This window comes from Verrucomicrobiota bacterium (assembly GCA_016871535.1).
Classification (GTDB): domain Bacteria; phylum Verrucomicrobiota; class Verrucomicrobiia; order Limisphaerales; family SIBE01; genus VHCZ01.
On record VHCZ01000030.1, the window covers coordinates 1 to 18,493 of the forward strand.

Genomic DNA, 18,493 nt, shown 5'->3' on the forward strand with positions numbered 1-18,493 from the left:
GGGCGATTTCGCTTTCTGGCTTCGTTTCTCCTCAGTCACAGAGCCCTGGCTATGCTCCTTCGTCGTGCCTCGCCAGAAAGCGAAATCGCCTCCAGCAAAACCGGAATTTATTTTTGCACAAACCCTAAGGGGAGAGATCATGACTTGGGCTGAGATTTGTGAAGATAGATTTCTGACAGCGCTGCCGTACCGAATCGAAACCAACCGCTGGGGCCAGGTGGTTATGAGTCCTCCTCCAAGACGCGAACACGCTGAATTCAGGCCTTTACTTTTGCGCCCTCGGACGTTGGGTCAATGATCCCAATGCGGCGTTGGGGTTCAAGAACTGCGGGCGGGCCGTGGATTTTTGCCTGCGGCATGGGCTGTGGGGTACGCGCGTGATCCTCATGATGGAGCCGGATTCGCAAGCGATCGTGATGACACTCGAACCGCCGCCCCGCACCCAAGCCGAGGACGAATTCTCGAACCGGCCCGAGGCCTGGTGAAATTGGTGGCCTTTGCCAGAAGGCTTGGGTTGGAACTACAGCTCCCGGATCCGACCCCACAGCGGCTCCAGATCGGTGTCGTTCAACGCCAGACTGCGGATTTCCTGCGCGTCACAAAGCTCGACGGCGACCTGAAGCCATTCCCAGGCTTCTTTCAGGTTCCCCAACTGACACGCGTAGCAAGCCAGATTGTAGGGGACGGCGAAGAGCAACGGGAGCTTTACCGAGGCGAGCACCGTTTCGCCGGACGGCATGGACCGACACAAGGCGGCGTGGGAGCTGCGCGCGCGGTGGACCTGGCTCATCACGCTCGTCAAGCCCAGTTCAGAAATGATATCGGCGATGACCTGAGTCCCTTTTTCGCCTTTGATGTCGTTATAGAGTTTCCAGCGCGCTCTAATGACTTCGGGGTGGCCGCTGAATTCGGGAGAAATCTTCCGCAATTCCTTGAAAGCCTCCTTCTGGTTTCCCAGTTCGAGCCATCCCTGCGCCGCGAGCAGAAAATGGCGGTCCGGCGGCTGAATTGGTTTCATGGTGAAGTAGCGGATTACCTCAGGAGCGATCTGGCTCCAAAAGCCGAATGGCGGTTTGGGGATTCGTGTTGGCCTGAGTGGACCGAGCGGAAACCGCCTCCCCGAGGATTCGGAATCGCGCCAACTCGGTGAGCTTTTTGGCCCAGTCAATGTCATTCATGCGGCTGTTCGCCGCGGAAAGGTTTTGGTTCAGGACGGAAAGTTGCTCGTTAGACAGGCTTAATCGCTGGAGATTGGTGCAGACGTTGGATTGCATCTCCACCAGATTTTCCAGCGCCTTTCGAATGTTGGCGACGGCTGCGTTGGCGCCACCCGGCGTCGTTACTTCCGTCACGCTGCAGTCGTAAGCGACAGCCATGCTTTGATCGAGACGAGCAGCCGTCCAGTCAATCGCGTTCAATGGCACGCGCGTGCCTGCGGCTTCGTCCCCTACGTTCAGCGTCGCGCCGTTGAAGAGGCCCACCCCATTGAATTTCTTGGTTCCGATGTCGCTGACAAAGTTTTGGAGCTGCGTGAACTCGACCGTGAATCCCGCGCGGTCGGCGTTGCTTCTCGTGGTGTCCTGACAAAGGACGCTCAACTCGTTCATGCGGTCCAGTGCGTTCTGAACCACCCCCAGAAATGCAGCCTGTGTTTGGCTGAACGAGACCGCTTCATCGACATCGCTCCGGTTGGACGCGGCCGGCTCGCGATACCGGGTTTGAGACATGTCCACCAGGAGCGTGTCGGCATCGCCTGAGGATTCGTTCTGACCGGATTTGCGCTTGTGCTGTTTGAAACCGTATGCGGCAGACCGCGGATCTGGCGGCAGACGGGATCCTGCCAGCGAAGCCGTGACTTGCTCACTCATCGGGTACCTCGCTACTTGGCGGACTTATGCCGCTTCGGGATAAAACTCGGATGGCCTTCGGCTCAGGCCCGACGCAATGATATTCGGGTGGGACGTCTCTGCATATTCCCGCGTTTTTCTCTCGATGGCCTTCGACACCACCAAATTCAAACTCCGGGCCAACAGCGATTCGAGCCGCTCTTCCAGTTGGAAGCGCGGCGTCAATGAATCGGCCTCTGCTCCGTTTCCGCTCATCAATCCAGGCCTGATTTCCAGCGGGACGAACTTATCCGCCAGCGGATCGACTTCCGCATCCTTGCCGGAAGGATTCGATTGATCCACTGCCAGAGCAGAGAGGCCCGCGCCATTCAGCTTAATGACCATAAGACAAATCCTTTTGTCTCATCTATCGTCCACTTTGACGGCATCCATGCCGCCGGAAACGTGAGTGTTTCCAATCACTCGGCAACGCATTCGTGTTGCCGCTTAGTCACAAGAGTCGGCAGATTTCACTGCGACTTTAGGGCCTGCTCAAAAATAACTTGGGGTTTTGCTCGCCACAGCCCACAGGGGCGGGGCGCGCTGGCCGGCTGCAGCGTTGCGCGTCGGTCGAGGCCGAAACGGTTCTGTCGCATCCGGCGGTTCCAGCAGGAATTCAACGACTTACTACTACTTTCAGGGTAACCTGACGCGAGGGCGAGATCTGGCGGAGTGTCGATTGGAAACATCGGAAGGCGTCAAGGCCGTGGACGTCGCCTGGGTGTCTCGGCTCCGTCGAGAATCGCAATTGAAGGAAGCGTGCTATCTGATCGCGCCGGAGATTTGTGTGGAAATCGAATCCCCCTCCAACTCGCGCGCGGAGTTGATGGAGCGCGAGCGGCTCTATTTCGAGAAAGGCGCCCAGGAGTTCTGGCTTTGTGATTTGAACGGCCGAATGACCTTCCTCAATCCCGCCGGCGAGATCGCCAGGTCCGGCCTCTGCCCCACCTTTCCCTCCACGGTTTCGCTGGATTGAGGATTCCCGATTTCCCTTCAATTCGGCTTCGGCCACTGGAGATGCTTGTGAAGGAAGTCAAATGTCCCCTTCCCGTTGATCGTGTGCGGACCCACGAACCATTCGAGCTCGCAACGGTCGCCGATGTTCAGCTTCGCTTCGTAAAGGAACCGGACTTTGGCGAATTCGTAACCGACCGTCTCGTCCGGCGCCACGCCGTCGAAATGTCCGCGCTCGACCATGAACGGCCGCGGCGCGATCAGCGCGGCCATCTCCGCGTAATTGAACGTGCTGCCGAGGTCGAACTCGAAAATCTCGTACTCGCCCGTCCAGACGTAGCTGTAAGGGCTGCGGGACGACGCATTCTTCCACACCCATTCGTTGAAGTCGGCGGAACAAATCGACACGCAGTAATCCGTGACCAGCGCCGGCACGCGCATTGCCGTCTTGCCGCCGTAGCTCAATCCGTAAAACGCGATGCGCTTCTCATCCACGTACGGCAGCGTCTTCAGCCAATCGACGATTTGCTGGTGCTGCGGTGTGATGATGGAGAACAACGTTTTCTTGAGCGCGTTCGCCTTGCGCTGAAGCGTCCGGAAACGGTCCGTGAAAATGTAGAGGTTCTGCGGCGCGAACGTGATGAAGCCGCGTTCGGCGAGTTTCGCGGCGAAATCGTGATACGCGGCTTTGTCTCCGGTGACGACATCTTGCGGCCGACCTTCCAACCCGTGCTGGCAGACCACAACCGGGCGGCGCTCGCCGGCCTTCAGATCTTTTGGGAGCAGCAGGATTCCGTAAGCAATCACGTCCGGGAACACATCCAGAACGACCTCGTAACCCGTCCACTTCTCGGTGTCGTACGCCTTCCGAGAGCGAGGATTGAACGGGAGCGGTTTGTCCGCGAAGCGCCCGATGACTTCGTCGTAAAAGAACTGGCGATACGGTTCGGCGGACTTCTCGTATTTCTCCAGCGAGGTGGTATCGAGCTTCTTCATGAACTCGGCGCGGACGTACGGGCTTTCAGTGAGGAGCCACTGATTGTGACGGTCGATCTCGTGCATCTGGCGGGCGAGCCGGGCTTGCGGATCTAAGGTCTTCTGCGAGTCCTTTGGCGTTTCAGCGAGGTTGGCCAGAGAGCCAAGACCCGTCGGTTTGGCGCCCGGCGAAAGGTTGGCGAGAAAGCTCGCAAGTGCCTCCGCGCTACCAGCGGGGCCGGTGCCGTCGCCACTGACGACAAGCTCCATCGGCGGCACTGGCTTCAACTCCTTGATTAAACCTTTCGCACGATCGAACTCGGCCCGAACCTTGTTGAGTTCTGGTGTCACCAGGCGGGCTGGGGCGCCGCCGCCTTTGCCCGGGAGCGTTACCTCCGGTCCTCTGGCCGCCTCAATGATGAGCGGGCGTGGCGCGACCATGGACGCCAGTTCCGCGCCACCGAATTGATCCAGAAGTCCAAATACATTCCGATCAATAGGCTCTTGCCAGATATCGAGCCGATCATCCAAGTAGCCGCTGATACACGCCGCATCGATGCGCGTGTCGAGCGCCGCGGCATACAATGCAATCATTCCACCATCGCCCCATCCTATGATTCCAATTTTTGAATGGGCGATGGGCGATGGGCGATCGGCTGTCGAAGCAGCCTTGGCCGAACGTTCTTTTTCGAGCCAATCGACCGCCGCCAATACCTTCTGAACTTCGTAGCCGGCCAGCCCTCGGCCTAATTCAAAGGCGGATCGGTAAAGGAATTCGCGGTTGCTGAGCGCCATGCCTCGATCGGTATGAGCGACTTTGCGCCGGCCCATTTCGCGATTGATCAATGAGGGCACCAGGACACGGCAGCCGCTTTCCGCCAGACGACGCGCCAACTGGGACTCCGGCGCGACTCCCGCAGCCAGACCGGAGATTTGTTCCGGCGTTTGATCCGCGTCGGGAATGGCGATGAGGTCGATTTGAAGGCGATTCGTGGCCGGCAACAGCCCGTAGCGTTTGAGCAGCGCTGGATCCATCTTGGCGGCGTACGATTCATTTGGTGTCAATAAGAGACCTTCACCGTGGACGTCTCCAAAGGCTGGCCACCGGATGGCATGGACGCCGTACGTCCGACCGCGCGCGATGGGCGTTTCCTGACTTGTCGTCACGACCAGTTCCGGCGCATCGAACGGGACGCGCGGATCGCGCACGCCGAGGATGTGCGCCAACCGCTGGCGATTGGTCTCGATGGAACGGCTGTAAGCCTCGGGCGAAGAAAAATCGCGCTTCCAAAACTTCGTCCGTTTTTCGACCGATTCGTCGAGTTTGCGCAAGAGAAACCGGTCCACGCCCGCGACCAGATTCGACGCGATGTCGTCGGTCATCAGAAGCGGCTGGGTGCCGGGGAGCGGCTCCGGTTTGCTGGCGTCCGCGGCCGAAGCGCAGTTGATAAGGCGGACGATAAAGAGGGCAGCAAAGGTTAGAGGAAGGAGCATCTTCATAAGCGATCCGTCTGGTGAACGGGTTCATTCTAGTGCGGCGAATCCGCAAGGCGAGCGAAAGATGGCTGCGTCGCAAATCCGTTCTTTGCAGAATATCCTTGGGATGAGGATGACGACGAAGAGGAATCTCGAAAGTACGATTGGCAAACCGAGAAACTAATTCCTTGTATTGACCTCGACTGCATGATCGCGCGCGATCACACCGGCTCGTGTTCGGTCAGATAAAGGGTTCGCTGTTCCTTGGCACCTGCTTGCGTCTCTTCGATTTCTTCCAGACAGGTAAACCGATAGCCACTGTCCAGTTTCAAACCAAAATGGGATCCAAGGTTCGCCTTCGGCCACAGTTCAACCGCGCTCGCGCATGTGCGGACAGAACCCTTCGACGATTCAAACCATCCCCGCCAATTTCCGCCCCGCCCAATAGACCGCCAGCAGCGTCAAGATCAGCCCGCCCCACCAAGGATCGCACCACAAGCGGGTGCGCAGTTCGATCAGCTTGGCTTCGGGCAACAGCGAGATGCGCCGCACGAGTTGTTCGAGCGAATCGACCGTGCCACTGGCGCCCTCGGTAATGCCGGTGATCTCGCGCAGGATTTCCAGGTTGATGGGCTGGCCGACTTTCTCGCGTTGCGGCTGGTTGACCAGGATTTCCGTGTCGAGAGTGCGCCCGTGCTTTTCCGCGGCGACGGAGACTTTGTACCGGCCGCCTTCTTGCGGGCTGAAATTGCCTTTGAAGACGCCCCAGCCCCCGTCCAGGGGCCCGAACTCGACCCGCTCGCTGCGGCCGGACGGCGAGGTTATCTTGCCGACGACAGGCCCTTGCTCGATGGGGAATCCGGACGCGTCGAGCACGGTCGTCTGCAGGAAGATCATGTCGCCGGCCTGCGGAGTTTCGGGGCTGTAGCTCAGGCGGATGCCTTCCTTCTCGGCCAGATGCCGTTGGTGCGCCATCCATCGCACCACCTGGCTCCAGAAGCGATAATGAAATTTGTCTTCGACGCCCCGCCGCCAGCGCCACGCGCTGTCGGTGCCCATGAACAAAACTTTCCCGCTGCCGAACGAGCGCGTGACCAGCAGCGGAGTTCGGCCCCAGGAATTCCGCAGCGCGGAATGCACGGCAATCACTTCCGATCCAGGCCGGCTCTTTTCCACCGCGGCCGACCAATAGAAGCCCGGGAGATATCTCCAGATTTCTTCATTGCGATCCGCGTCGGTATCGAATCGCGTCAAGAGATGGCTTTTGCCGACAGTCGAGAGCAGGAGCGCCGATTCGTTTTGCATGCCCGTGCCTTCCGGCCGCGTGGGGTCCAGCACGACGGGCAGCAAATCTTGCAGCGGACTCTTGAGGAGCGTTTGCTGGCGGCCCCGGCGACCGGGGAGAAACACCAGCCCGCTCGCTTGTTGTTCGACCAGGCCTTTGATCAACTCCGCGTCCTTCTCTGTCAGATCGTTCTGTCCGATGCCGACGTCTCCCAGAAAAATTACATCGTAACGCGACAGCGCTTCTTTGGTCCCGGGAAAGGACGGCAGATAATTTCGGCCGCCGCCGGCGCTCATGCCCGGATGGAAGAGAATGCAATTCATCTCCACGCCGGGATCGCGCTCCAGGGCGTTGCGCAAATAACGGTACTCCCAGCGCGGGAGCGAATCGACCACCAGCACCTTGAGCGTCTCCAATCGAACGGCGATGCGGAAGGCTTGTTCGTTGTTCTCGGGCAGCGCTTCATCGGGTTCCCGCGGCAAGTTCAACGTCAAAGTCTTTTCGCCCACCGACCGCGGCGACCAGATAATGGCGTCCTGCAATTCTCCGGATGCCGGAATCGTGATGGGCTTTTTGGTTTCCTCCCGCTTGCCGTCCATCAGCGTGATGACCGTCTTCACTTCGCGGGGAAGAAAGTTTTGGATTCGGAAAGGAATGGAGATCTGTTCGCCAAAAAGTCCGTAGGCCGGCGGCGAAGCGCTGGCCAGCGCGACGTCCGGCACGGGCGCCTCGCGGCCCACGCCGACGGCAAAAACCGGAATGCTTTGATCGCGAAACCGGGTCGCGGCGCCGATCGGAGATTTGCCCAGGTTCCAATCGCCGTCCGTGAGCAGCATCACGGCTTTGAGATTGCGCTGGCGCTGCAAGACGGTTTCGAGCGCGCGGTTCAAGTCGGTGCCTTCTTCGGCTTTTCCGGCGGCCACGTTGGTTTGTGCCGGCGGCGTGGCGAAATTCTCGAGGATGACTTTGGCGTTCTTTTCGAGCGGCTTCCAGTATTCGGTTTTCTGGGCGCGTCCGAGCCATTCGGCGCGGCTGATGACGCTGTTGGAAAGGACCACGTCGCGGGTTTTCATGCTGCCGGACGCGTCGGTCAGGATGAGGACCTCCGGAGATTCCGTGCGTTGAATCTGGCGGACGAATTCGGGGCGCAACAAAGTGAAGGCGAGCAGCGTGATCAGCGCGAACCGCAATCCTTCGAGCCAGGCCGTCGCGCGGCGGCGTCCACCGCGGTTCCAATTGGAATAGCAGAGCCAGGCCGAGGCCAGCCAGGCAATCAGCCCGAACAACAGCACCGGGAGGGAGGCGGCGAAGGACCAGCGGTTCATGTCGGCACAAGAATCTGAACAGGAGGAAACGGAGAAAACGGAGGCCAAGGCCAACCGCGTCCCGGCCTGACTCGCAGCGGCGAATGCTCGTCAAGAAGGGCAGGCAGCTTGCCTGCCTGAACGGCTTCGGTCAGAACGCGTAAATGAGTCAGGCTGGAAGCCTGCCCTACCTTGGCGAATCGGCTTCCGGTCCGCATTTCCCGTGTTGAAGCGGGCTCTGCACCGCAGTTCGGACTCAGTAAATCGCGAACGCACGCGAATACACGCGAGTGGGAAAAGAGGCGAGAGGTGAGCGGCGAGCGGCCATGGGCCAGCGCGAATCGCGGTTTCCATTCGCGTCCATTCGCGTCCATTCGCGGTTGGGCTGACTCTTTCGGGATCATGACGAAGTCTGTACGGCCGCGACATCTTGCCGCGTTTGAATCCGCAGGGTCCCCCGCGGCAGGATGAGCACGCCTTCGGCGATCAGGAACAGCAGCATGCCAAAAAGAAAGAAGCGCCAGAATTCGCTTTGCAGTTGCTCGCTCGCATTCGGGGTTTCCTGAAACAGATGAAACGGCACGCCCTCGAACAATCGCTGCGCGTCCGCCATTTCCAAAATTCCGGGCTCATCCTCGGTCACCGGCCGGTTGACCGCCACCATCCGGTCTCCCGCCCGATAGACGCCGGCTTGCGTGCGAATGTCTTTGGCAGCCGCCGTGTCGATGGCGGTCCACCGCCGCGCTTGATCTGCCGGACTGAGTTCGCCGCACACCAGGGAGGCGTGCTGCTGGAGCCGGCGGTTTCCGGTCTGCATCAACCGCTGCAGCATCGGCACCAGCACCGGCCCGTCGCTCAACCCGGACCACTCCCGATTCGGAGACGAGGCGCAAAAATAGAGTTCGCCTCGTCCCAGAGTCTGGCGTGAGAGAAACGGCGCTCCCTCTTCGAATGTCGCCAGCACGTTCTTGGCTCCGGTAACGGTCTGGCGGCGCAGGAACGGGACTTTCGACAGGGGCAAGCTCAGGCCTTCGTCCGTTTTCGCCAGCGGACCTTCCTCTTCCGCCCAACGCCCGACGCGGAACGGCTTGACGTCGGTCGTGGTTCTCACTTCGCCCCAGCTCGCGCCCATGAATCGATTGGCGTCCGCTTGTCCGGTTGGAAAAAACAGGGCTACGCCGCCCTCCTCGACGAAAGCACGAACGCGGTCCGCGGCCGCATCCACCGGCAGCGCGTCCTGCCAGATCAACAGGCTCTTGTCGGACCAGTTTGCGGTGTGGAGGCCCGCGGCGGAGACGGCTTCGGCCGGTTGTCGCGCGCCGTTGACGACGCTGCTGGCGGCGAAGCGAAAGAAACGCCCGCTTTGCGCGTCGGACGCGACCACCATCGCTCGGGATTCCGCTTCGGGGCCATAGACGAAATAAGCCGTGTTATCGAGGCGATTCGCGTCGGCGGGCAGCTCCAGCGAACCCCAGCCGGCGGGGTTTTTTGCGCCGAGCGGCGTTTTGTATCGCCAGCGGAAGGATTGGCTTTCCATCATGACTTCGGTCTGAGAGCGGGCGCCATCGAGCGTAATGTTCAGCGGGACAGACGCGGATTGATTCACGTTGCGCTGCAAGTCGGCCACCGTTTGAAGCTCGGCTTGTCCGAGACGTTGGCGCCGAGTGACCTCCTTCAAACTCACAGATGCGTTTGGCTCCGCCGTTCCGGCAATGGAGAGCAAGCGCACGCGAACCTTCTGCGGGAGCGAATGAAGCCGCTCCTGGATGTTCTTCCACCGCGGATCGTCCGCCTGCCAGTTGCTGCGTTGCAAGTCGGACGCAACCCAAATCTCGGCGGTGCCGGCGCGGTTTTCGATCAGCCAGTTGATCGCGGTTTGAAACATCGCCGGAATGTCCGCCGCCGTGTCGGTCGGCGTCGTCAGCGAAAGGCCGACGAGGCTTTGAGCGTTCGCGATCTCTTGCGGGCTGCGGAATGCGCTGTCGATCAGAACCAGGTGGCTGGTTTGATCGAATTCTTTCGCCATTTGGGAAATCAACTTTAAGGCTTGCTCGCGCAGGGAGGTCGGCGCGCCCGGGATTTGCGTTTCCATGCTGGCCGAGCGATCGAGCAGAATCAGAATCACGTCGGGCGCCGGGGAGAACATCCAGCCGAGCCAGCCGCCCGCCAGGGGCCGGCTGACAAAGAGAACCAGCGCGAGCACAGCCAGCACCCTAAAAAGCAGGATGAGGAATTGCCGGAGCTTCTGGTGACTGACCGAGCTGCGGGAAGCGGAGAGCAAAAACCGCATCGCCGCCCATTGCTGTGGCCGGTGCCTCAACCGGTTGATCAAATGGATCAGGATCGGAATCAGCACCAGGGGTAAACCCCAGAGGATGTAGGGTTGGAGGAAGGTCATGTTCTGCTGGCACTCCTACTCCTAATCTTACTCCTAATCCTGCTCGTAATCCTAATCTTAATCCTACTCACGCACCCAATGGACTTCGGAGAGAGGGCAGGATTAGAAGTAAGATTAAAACCAGATACGAACACTTCGACCTCCGTTCAGTTATCCCGCTGCCGAAAGCGCCGCTTGCTGCGCCCGTTCGACGAGGAAATCCGCGAGCACATTCCCGTAGTCCTGGTCGGTCAGCACCTGGCGATAGTCCGTTTTGAATTCGTGGCAACCGGCTTTCAAGCGCTCCAAGTAAAGGTGCAGTTGATGCAGGTATTCGATCCGGATCGACGCCGGCTCCGTCACGAGGCTGAACGAGCTTTCCAGATCCAGAAACCGCACCGGCCGCTCAAACTGAAAATCGAGTTCCATTCGGTCGAGGAGATGAAACACGACCAGGTCGTGCTTTTGAAAGCGCAGATGCTGAAAGCAACTGAGCAGCTCGTCCGGATCTGCAAAGAAATCCGAAAACACCATGATCAACGCCCGGCGTCGAACTTTCTCCGCGAGATCATGGAGCGCGGCGACCAGGCCCGTTTCGCCGCGCGGTTCCGCTTTGTCCAGCGTCTCGCAGATCAATTGCAGGTGCGCGGGATTGCGCTTGGGCGGAATGTCGAACACTTTCTTTTCGCTGACGCAAAGCAAACCGGCGGCGTCGCCCTGGTGGACGATCAAGTAGGCGAGTGTGGCGACGAGGCGTCTGGCGAGATCGAACTTTCGGGCGTGCTTCCCCATGAACTTCATGGACGCGCTGCAATCCAGAACGAGGTAGCCACGCAAATTCGTCTCCGCCTCGTATTCCTTCATGTAGTAGCGGTCGGTCCGGCCCAACACGCGCCAGTCCAGCCGGCGGATATCATCGCCCGGCACGTAATTGCGATACTCGGCGAACTCGACGCTCGAGCCGCGATGCGGGCTTTTGTGCTGGCCGGAGACGGTCCCCTCCATAGGAAAGCGCGACAACAGCGGCTGAGCCATGAGCCGCGCCAGGACATGTTGTTCGAGATAATTGGCGCCGTGTTCAGGCACGCTGCGCCTCCATTCGGTTCTCTTCCAACAGCCGATCCACGATGAAGGTGCTGGTGATGCCTTCGGACTGCGCCTGGAAGTTGGTCAGAATGCGGTGCGTGAGGACCGGTTGCGCCACGGCTTCGAGATCTTCCATGCGCACCAGATAACTTCCGTGCAAAATCGCGTGGGCCTTGGCGCCGCGAACCAAGTACTGCACGGCGCGCGGCCCCGCGCCCCACGTCACCCATTTGCGCAGCCATTCGGGCGCTTCTTCCGAACGCGGACGCGTCCGCCGGACCAGCGCCACGGCTGTGTCGTAAATGTGGTCGGGCACCGGGACGCGTTGCACCAAATCCTGGAAGCGCGTGACTTCCTCCCCGTTGATCAGCTTTTGCAGGGGAGCGGGCGGCGCGCCGGTGGTTTCACGCGCGATGCGCCGTTCCTCGTCATGACTCGGATAATCCACGTGGATGAAAAACATGAACCGATCCAACTGCGCTTCGGGCAACGGATACGTCCCTTCCTGTTCGATGGGATTCTGCGTGGCGAGAACGAAAAATGGCGTCGGCAACGAGAAGAAGCGCCCGGCCACGGTGACGCGATGTTCTTGCATCGCTTCGAGCAGCGCGGATTGCGTTTTGGGCGGCGTGCGGTTGATCTCGTCCGCGAGAATGATGTTCGCGAACACGGGGCCTTTGGTAAACACGAACTGGCGGCGGCCCGGCTGATCCGTGTCCTGCAAAATATCCGTGCCCGTGATGTCCGACGGCATGAGGTCGGGCGTGAATTGAATGCGGCTGAATTGCAGGGACATCACCTGGGCGAGCGAATTGACGATCGTGGTCTTGGCCAGTCCGGGCACGCCCATCAGCAACGCATGCCCGCGCGCCAGGATGCAGATCAACATTTCCTCGATCACGTCGTCCTGGCCGATGATGATCTTGGCCAGTTCCGCGCGCATGCTTTCGTAAATGCGGCGAAGCTCGTCGGTCGCGGCGACGTCGCCGTCTTTGGTGGCCGCTGAAGGCAGAGGGACAATCTTCGCGGCTGCTGGGCCGGGCGCGTTCTTGCCGGCCGGTTTCGTAGGTTCACTCATAGTGTCGGGTTAGTGAACGGGACGCTGGCAAGGCTGGTCAACAATAGACTTTTGAATTCCGCAAGCGCGCTCCCAGTCCGCAACGAATAGGCCGACGCGCTCGGCGGTTAACGTAGGGCAGGCTTCCAGCCGGCCTCCTCGGATGCGGTGCGTTTTCGTCCGCTCGCGCTGTGGCGCTCGCTGGGCAGGCAGGATGCCTGCCCTACGTTGCTGCCGGTCCATCCGGGTCCATCCGAGGTTAGAGTCTGTTTTCTGCTGCATAGAGATGGCTCACGTGTTACAGAGAACGTGATCCCAAATGGACGCTGAATGAACCACGGCAGTTCCAAGTTTGGCCTGGCGCGGCTGCTGCGCGCGGCCCTCGGGTTTTTCTGCGGCCTCGTTGCAAGTGCTGACTTGACCGTATCTGCAGGATCGTCCAGCGCGGACAGGACTTCGGAGCCACGCTCGCGCAACCAGTCGTGGGCGCTGCGCAAGCTGACCGACCCGCAGCCTCCAGCCGTGGTCCGAAGCGATTGGCCGATCAATGCCCTCGACCGCTTCGTTTTGCCCCGGCATGAAGCCGAAGGTTTGGCGCCATCCGCGCGCGCCGATCGGAGGACCTTGCTCCGCCGCGTGACGTTTGACCTGATCGGCCTTCCGCCCACGCCGGAGGAACTTCAAGATTTTCTGAATGACGATTCGCCGCGCGCTTACGAGAAAGTCGTGGACCGCCTTCTGGTTTCGCCTCATTTCGGCGAGCGCTGGGCGCGGCATTGGCTGGACGTGGTTCGCTTTGCGGAAAGCGATGGATTCGAGCGGAATACGCTGCGGCCCCACGCCTGGCCGTATCGGGATTGGGTCATTCAAGCGTTCAATGACGACTTGCCTTACCCGGAATTCGTGCGGCTGCAATTGGCTGGCGACGTTCTCAAACCGGACGATCCCGGAGCCGTGGTTGCCACTGGTTACCTTGTCACTGGTCCATACGATCTATCGGGCACGACCGCCGGCACCGAGGCGATGCGGGCCGCAACGCGGCAGGATCAGTTGGAAGACCTCGTCGGCAGCCTCGGCCAAACGTTCCTCGGCCTGACGATTGAATGCGCGCGCTGTCACGACCACAAGTACGATCCCGTGCCGCAAAGGGAGTATTACCAGATTGCGGCGGCCCTGGGCGGCGTCTGGCCGGGCGCGCGTGAATTCCTTTCCGAGAAGGCTCGGAATGAAGCGCAGCAAAAGCATCGAGAACTGGCCGCGGAAATCGAAAAAGTTCGCCCGCGTGTATCCGCAATCGAAGGGGTCCACCGAAGGCAAGTCGAAGCGGATCTTCGGGCCGAGGCTGTCAAATCCGCCGCAGCTTCCGAAGCCAAGGCCAGCCATGCTTTGGAAGACGCTGCGGTCAAACTTGTCGAGACTAAGAAGAAGGCGGAAGCCGCGAACGACTCCGACCAGGCCAAACTGGCGAAGGAACTGGAGAAGGCGAGGGAGAATCTGGCCAGCAAAGGAAGGGAATGGGAGAACACCAAGTCCGCGGTCGCAAAAGCTCGCGAATCCAAACCGCACGCGCCTTACGGCATGATCCTCGACCGGTTGCCGGAAGAACGGCGTTCGGAATATCGGCGGCTGGTTTTTGAGGTGTCCCACCTGGAGATGCGCCAGCGGTGGCTGGAGAGCGGATCGGTGAACGCGATTGTTCCGAAGCAGCCGCAGCTCTTTCGCATGCTGAATCGCGGTGACTTTCGAAGCCCTGGCGAAGTCGTCGGCCCGGGGGGCATTTCGGCGGTGGAAGGTCTGCCCGCGGATTTCGGCCTGCCGCCGGATGCGCCGGAAGCGCAACGCCGCGTCAGGCTGGCCGAGTGGATCACCGATCCGAAGAATCCGCTGCTGGCTCGCGTGGTGGTCAATCGCCTGTGGCATTATCATTTCGGCACCGGCCTGGTCGAAACTCCGAACGACCTGGGCGCGAACGGAGCGCGGCCTTCGCATCCGGAGTTGCTCGACTGGCTGGCGGGCGAGTTGATCCGCGAGCGTTGGAGCCTGAAAAAACTGCACCGCCTCGTCGTCACTTCGGCCTGCTACCAGCAAGCATCGCGGTGGAACGCGGAAGCCTCTCGCTGGACTGCGCCGACCCGTCGATCTCGATTCCGCGTCGGACGGTGACAACAACGCCGTTGCAGGCGCTGGCGATGTTAAACAATGAATTCATGACGCGAGCGGCAGAGGCCTTCGCGCGGCGGCTCACCCGGGAGGCCGGTGACGATCCGATTGCTCAGATCAGAAAGTCGTACAAGCTGGCTTTGCTGCGTGACACGACCGAGCCGGAGCTTGCATCCGCCCGCCGTTTCATTGCCGAGCAGGGTCTGAGCGATTTTTGTCTCGTACTGTTCAACAGCAATGAGTTTGTGCATGTCGATTGAGATTCCGTTTAAGTGGGGAGCGCACGCGCCTCGCGTGCAGTGTTCGGCGCCCTCGCCGAACACTGTGTGCCGTCGAAGAAACCATCATTATGGTCACAGAGGACGTGACGATTTCGACCGGCGAGGCGCCGGTCGAGACACGCGGTGGCGCGTGTGGTCCCCGATGAAACTGGACAGACTGCGGGATGCACAACAACGCGTCGCCGAACTGCTCTACGGACGTGAAACCGCTGCGCCTGGCCGTTGACACGAATGTGTTGCTCGATCTGGCGGGTGAAGTGGACGATGTGCTAGACGCCGTCGCCGTTATCTCGCTTCGGTTACCTGATACGGACAAACTCGTCCTCCCCAGCGTGCTTGAAGAATTGGCCTTCCTGGCGGACTCAGGCCGGACAAAGGAGGCGTGCCTCCTTTCTGCAAAGGCGATACGACAGATTCGCGACGAGCGCCGGTTCCGTCCATTGCTGGAGCTGCCATACTCCTCCGCACAGGTGGTAGAACTCGCCGACGAACTGCGGCGGTGCAACTTGCTGCCGGAAGAGGAAATGCACGATGCAGAGCAAACGTCCAGCGTGCCGCCGCCAAAGTCGATGACCAGGGCCTGATTTTTCTTCCGGTCGGCAACGTGAGGGTGGCGAATGCCGTAGCGGTAGTATTGAAACACGGCGAACGGTTCGGGCAGAAAGTCGATGTTCGCAAACTCGATGTTGGGGATGTCCGTGAACCGGCGGTTTTTCAGAATCTCTTCGAGGTTCCGTCGGTAATTGGTCAACCACTCCGGGGATGTATGTGTCGCCAGCGTTCTCCCCTCATAAGCCAGGCAGCGCGAAGGCCAGGATGGAATCGCCATATTTCGTCCCGAGCTTGCCGCCGCCGCCGGCCGCGATGGCGACGTATTGTTTGCCGTTGATTTGGTAAGTGCTGGGCGTGGCGTAACCGCCGGCGGGAAGTTTGTATTCCCACAAAACCTTGCCCGTGTATTTGTCGAAGGCGCGGATTTTCTCATCGGGCGTCGCGGCGATGAAGATAATGCCTCCCGCCGTCAGAATCGGTCCGCCAAAGTTCTTTGCGCCGGTGTTGCGAATGCCTTTGGCCGCGAGCCGGGGATACTCTCCGAGCGGTACTTTCCACAGGATTTCGCCTTTGTTGAGATCAACCGCGTTGAGCGTTCCCCAGGGCGGCGAGATGGCTGGAGCGCCGTAAGGATCCTCGAAGAACGGCGCAATCTGGGCGTAACGTCCTTTTGAACCCACCGAAGCCACATCTTGCGCGTCTTCGGCGTTGCTTTCGAGGTAAGCGAGAAGATCGTCCAGTTGCGCGGGGGTAAAGTGGTCGAACGACGGCATGATTCCGCGCCCGTAGCGAAGCACGGTTCGGATCTCCTCGGACTTGAGGCGCAGGCGAACGTCGCTCAATGGAGGATAGAGCGGCGGGTTGCCCTGGCGATTGAAACCGTGGCACGGAGTGCAGGTCGTGTTGTAGATCATTGCGCCTCGCTGAACGGGCGTGGCGGTGGCCAGGTCAAGTTCGGCCAGCGGTTTCAACCGATTGATCGTGGGCGCTTCGTTCGCGTTCACGTAAAGAACGCCCGTGGCCGGATCAAATGCGCCGCCACCCCATTCGACGCCGCCCTGGTGGCCCGGAGTCGTGATGGTGCCGCGGAGCGATGCCGGAGTGTAAAGGAAACCCGTTTCATGCTGCTTGAACTGCTCCAGCGCGGAGGCGCGCGATTCGGGCGTGACGTTGGTGAGGTCGGCCTCGAACGTGGCCAACCGAACGAGCGGCGGCGGTTTCGAGGGAAACGGTTGAGTCGGCCAGGCTTCTTCGCCAGGCACTTTGGAAACGGGAACGGGACGCTCTTCGACCGGAAACACCGGTTGGCCCGTGTCACGATCCAACACGAAAGTGAGGCCCATCTTGGTGAGTTGGACGGCGACGTCGCGGCGTTTGCCGTCGATGTGGACGGTGGCCAGAATGGGAGCGGGAGGGTTGTCGTAATCCCAAATGTCGTGGTGGACCGTCTGATAATGCCACTGGCGGCGGCCCGTTTTGGCATCGAGCGCCAGGACGCAATTGGCGAAAAGATTCATACCTTTGCGCGTGCCGCCGTAGATGAAATCTCCCGCACCACAGCCTGTGGCACAGAACACCCAGCCGCGTTGTTCATCGAGGGAAAAGCCGCCCCAAGGATTCGCGCCGCCGTAGGTCTCGCCTTCCTGCCATTGCCAGGTGTCGTATCCGAACTCGCCCTTGAGCGGAACGGTGTGAAAAATCCATTCGAAGGCGCCGGTCTCTGCGTTGTAAGCGCGAACATCTCCGGGCGTGGAATCGTTTTCCTCCGGCACGCGGGAGCCGACAATCAGGAGGTTGCGGTAAATGATGCCCGGGGCGGTGACTTCGATCGACGCTCTGGCCGGGTCCACGGGCAGGTTCTTTCGCAAATCGATGAAGCCGCCTTCGCCGAACGATTCAATGAGCGCGCCGGTTTTCGCGTCGATGGCATAGACGCGGTCCTTGACGAAATTGAAGATGCGCCGTTTCTCGCGCCGGGCGTCCTCCCAATAAACTACGCCGCGATTGCGCCCGCGGAAAACGCGGTTCCCGGCATTGTATCTGGCCGATTCGAAAATCCACACCTCTTTGCCAGTGGCTGCATCCAGAGCGACGGCGTTGACCTTCGGCGTGGTGAAATAGAGCAAGCCATCGATCACGATCGGATTGCTGTACATGGAAGGCCCGTTGGGATCGCCGTGCCGGTATTCCCAGGCGACCTGGAGGCGATGCGCGTTCGTGGAATTGATTTGGGACAGTGTGGAATACTGGTTGGCCTTTTTGTCGCCCTGGTAGATCGCCCAATCGGCATAGTTATCGAACCGGTCTCGCCATTCGCCGTTAGGCGCAGCGGCGAGGCAGGCGGAATCAGAAAGGAGAACAAAGGCCGTCAAGAACAGCGCTACCGAACTGAGAGCCTGTCCTGAGAGCGTGTTTTGAAAATCGTCGCAACGTACCGCGGCTCTCTTCTTCAAATCCGAAATCCGAAATCCGAAATCCGAAATACTCAGAGCCTCGTTACCTCGGTTGCTACAAGCAGTGGTGATTCTCAAAACACGCCCTGAGCGGATCATGAATCCTTTTGGGCTGAACGCCGGAGGATTGCAAGCGCAGAGCCACTCCCAAACCCACGCTTCAAGCGCTTCTCGTTCGTTTTGGACGTTTATGAAACGTTCGGAGATCTGGCGCGCGAACAGGGAAGTCACCCGCCGTCGTCGCCCGTGAAAGCCACGGGACGAACGCGGCACCAAGGCCGGCTGAATATGGCCTTTTGCGATGGGCACGTGGAGAGCCTCCGGGTTGAGGATGCTTATTTTGGAAAGAGAGATCGCGACCTGCGGATGTGGAATACCGACAACGAACCGCACCGCGAATTTCTGGGGCTTACGAAATAGAACCATGCGGAGCGCAGCCTTCGGGAACGAGCCGATGAGTTCATGGTTCTGGAACTCCAGCCGGGATCTCTGCCGCGCGAGGGCGGACTCGTCAGGTACGGTCCTGAGTTCGATCAGTGGAAGGCCGAACCATTGGATTAACCGCGAATCGACGAATGAACGACAATCCTTGCACGCTTCACTCCAAAACGAACCCTTCGGGAGCGCGAGCGCTTCTCCCTCACTTT

General features: G+C 60.1%; 14 protein-coding genes. 5 read left to right on the forward strand and 9 right to left on the reverse strand.

Annotated features, from left to right (window positions below):
• Positions 1 to 520: 520 nt before the first annotated feature.
• The 3 genes from FJ398_06305 to FJ398_06315 are packed head-to-tail and all read right to left on the reverse strand — an operon-like array spanning position 521 to position 2,231.
• Entirely contained in the window at positions 521 to 1,018 is a 498-nt protein-coding gene (locus FJ398_06305) for a tetratricopeptide repeat protein (protein MBM3837563.1), read from the reverse strand.
• 19 nt (positions 1,019 to 1,037) lie between these two features.
• Positions 1,038 to 1,868, reverse strand: a complete 831-nt coding sequence (locus FJ398_06310; GenBank protein ID MBM3837564.1) for a hypothetical protein — start codon at positions 1,866 to 1,868, stop codon at positions 1,038 to 1,040.
• 24 nt (positions 1,869 to 1,892) lie between these two features.
• A complete protein-coding gene (locus FJ398_06315) occupies positions 1,893 to 2,231 on the reverse strand; it encodes a hypothetical protein (GenBank protein ID MBM3837565.1) in 339 nt (112 codons plus the stop codon).
• 166 nt (positions 2,232 to 2,397) lie between these two features.
• Between FJ398_06315 and FJ398_06320 the strand changes: the two genes are divergently transcribed.
• Positions 2,398 to 2,862 (forward strand): Uma2 family endonuclease, encoded by a 465-nt coding sequence (locus tag FJ398_06320; protein ID MBM3837566.1) that lies wholly within the window; start codon positions 2,398 to 2,400, stop codon positions 2,860 to 2,862.
• 17 nt (positions 2,863 to 2,879) lie between these two features.
• Here the strand turns inward: FJ398_06320 and FJ398_06325 are convergent, their stop codons facing one another.
• From FJ398_06325 to FJ398_06345, 5 genes are all read right to left on the reverse strand, one after another.
• A complete protein-coding gene (locus FJ398_06325; protein ID MBM3837567.1) occupies positions 2,880 to 5,315 on the reverse strand; it encodes a hypothetical protein in 2,436 nt (811 codons plus the stop codon).
• Positions 5,316 to 5,702: 387 nt separating this feature from the next.
• Positions 5,703 to 7,901 (reverse strand): VWA domain-containing protein, encoded by a 2,199-nt coding sequence (locus tag FJ398_06330; GenBank protein MBM3837568.1) that lies wholly within the window; start codon positions 7,899 to 7,901, stop codon positions 5,703 to 5,705.
• A 379-nt stretch (positions 7,902 to 8,280) separates the two neighbouring features.
• Positions 8,281 to 10,278: a hypothetical protein gene (locus FJ398_06335; GenBank protein MBM3837569.1), complete on the reverse strand. Its 1,998-nt coding sequence runs from the start codon at positions 10,276 to 10,278 to the stop codon at positions 8,281 to 8,283.
• Between the two features lie 150 nt (positions 10,279 to 10,428).
• The gene (locus FJ398_06340) at positions 10,429 to 11,292 is read right to left on the reverse strand and encodes a DUF58 domain-containing protein (GenBank protein MBM3837570.1); all 864 of its coding nucleotides are present in this window, start codon (positions 11,290 to 11,292) and stop codon (positions 10,429 to 10,431) included.
• Positions 11,293 to 11,335: 43 nt separating this feature from the next.
• Positions 11,336 to 12,421 (reverse strand): MoxR family ATPase, encoded by a 1,086-nt coding sequence (locus tag FJ398_06345; GenBank protein MBM3837571.1) that lies wholly within the window; start codon positions 12,419 to 12,421, stop codon positions 11,336 to 11,338.
• Positions 12,422 to 12,730: 309 nt separating this feature from the next.
• Between FJ398_06345 and FJ398_06350 the strand changes: the two genes are divergently transcribed.
• The 3 genes from FJ398_06350 (at position 12,731) to FJ398_06360 (ending at position 15,425) form a co-directional block, all read left to right on the forward strand.
• Positions 12,731 to 14,563, forward strand: coding sequence for a DUF1549 domain-containing protein (locus FJ398_06350; protein ID MBM3837572.1), 1,833 nt, complete (start codon positions 12,731 to 12,733; stop codon positions 14,561 to 14,563).
• Positions 14,434 to 14,820, forward strand: coding sequence for a DUF1553 domain-containing protein (locus FJ398_06355; protein ID MBM3837573.1), 387 nt, complete (start codon positions 14,434 to 14,436; stop codon positions 14,818 to 14,820). Before FJ398_06350 ends, FJ398_06355 begins: the two co-directional genes overlap by 130 nt.
• Before the next feature lie 221 nt (positions 14,821 to 15,041).
• A complete protein-coding gene (locus FJ398_06360; protein ID MBM3837574.1) occupies positions 15,042 to 15,425 on the forward strand; it encodes a hypothetical protein in 384 nt (127 codons plus the stop codon).
• A 204-nt stretch (positions 15,426 to 15,629) separates the two neighbouring features.
• Here the strand turns inward: FJ398_06360 and FJ398_06365 are convergent, their stop codons facing one another.
• Complete coding sequence (locus tag FJ398_06365; GenBank protein MBM3837575.1) at positions 15,630 to 17,945, reverse strand: pyrroloquinoline quinone-dependent dehydrogenase; 2,316 nt, start codon at positions 17,943 to 17,945, stop codon at positions 15,630 to 15,632.
• A gap of 27 nt (positions 17,946 to 17,972) precedes the next feature.
• Between FJ398_06365 and FJ398_06370 the strand changes: the two genes are divergently transcribed.
• Positions 17,973 to 18,266 (forward strand): hypothetical protein, encoded by a 294-nt coding sequence (locus FJ398_06370; protein MBM3837576.1) that lies wholly within the window; start codon positions 17,973 to 17,975, stop codon positions 18,264 to 18,266.
• Positions 18,267 to 18,493: the final 227 nt, after the last annotated feature.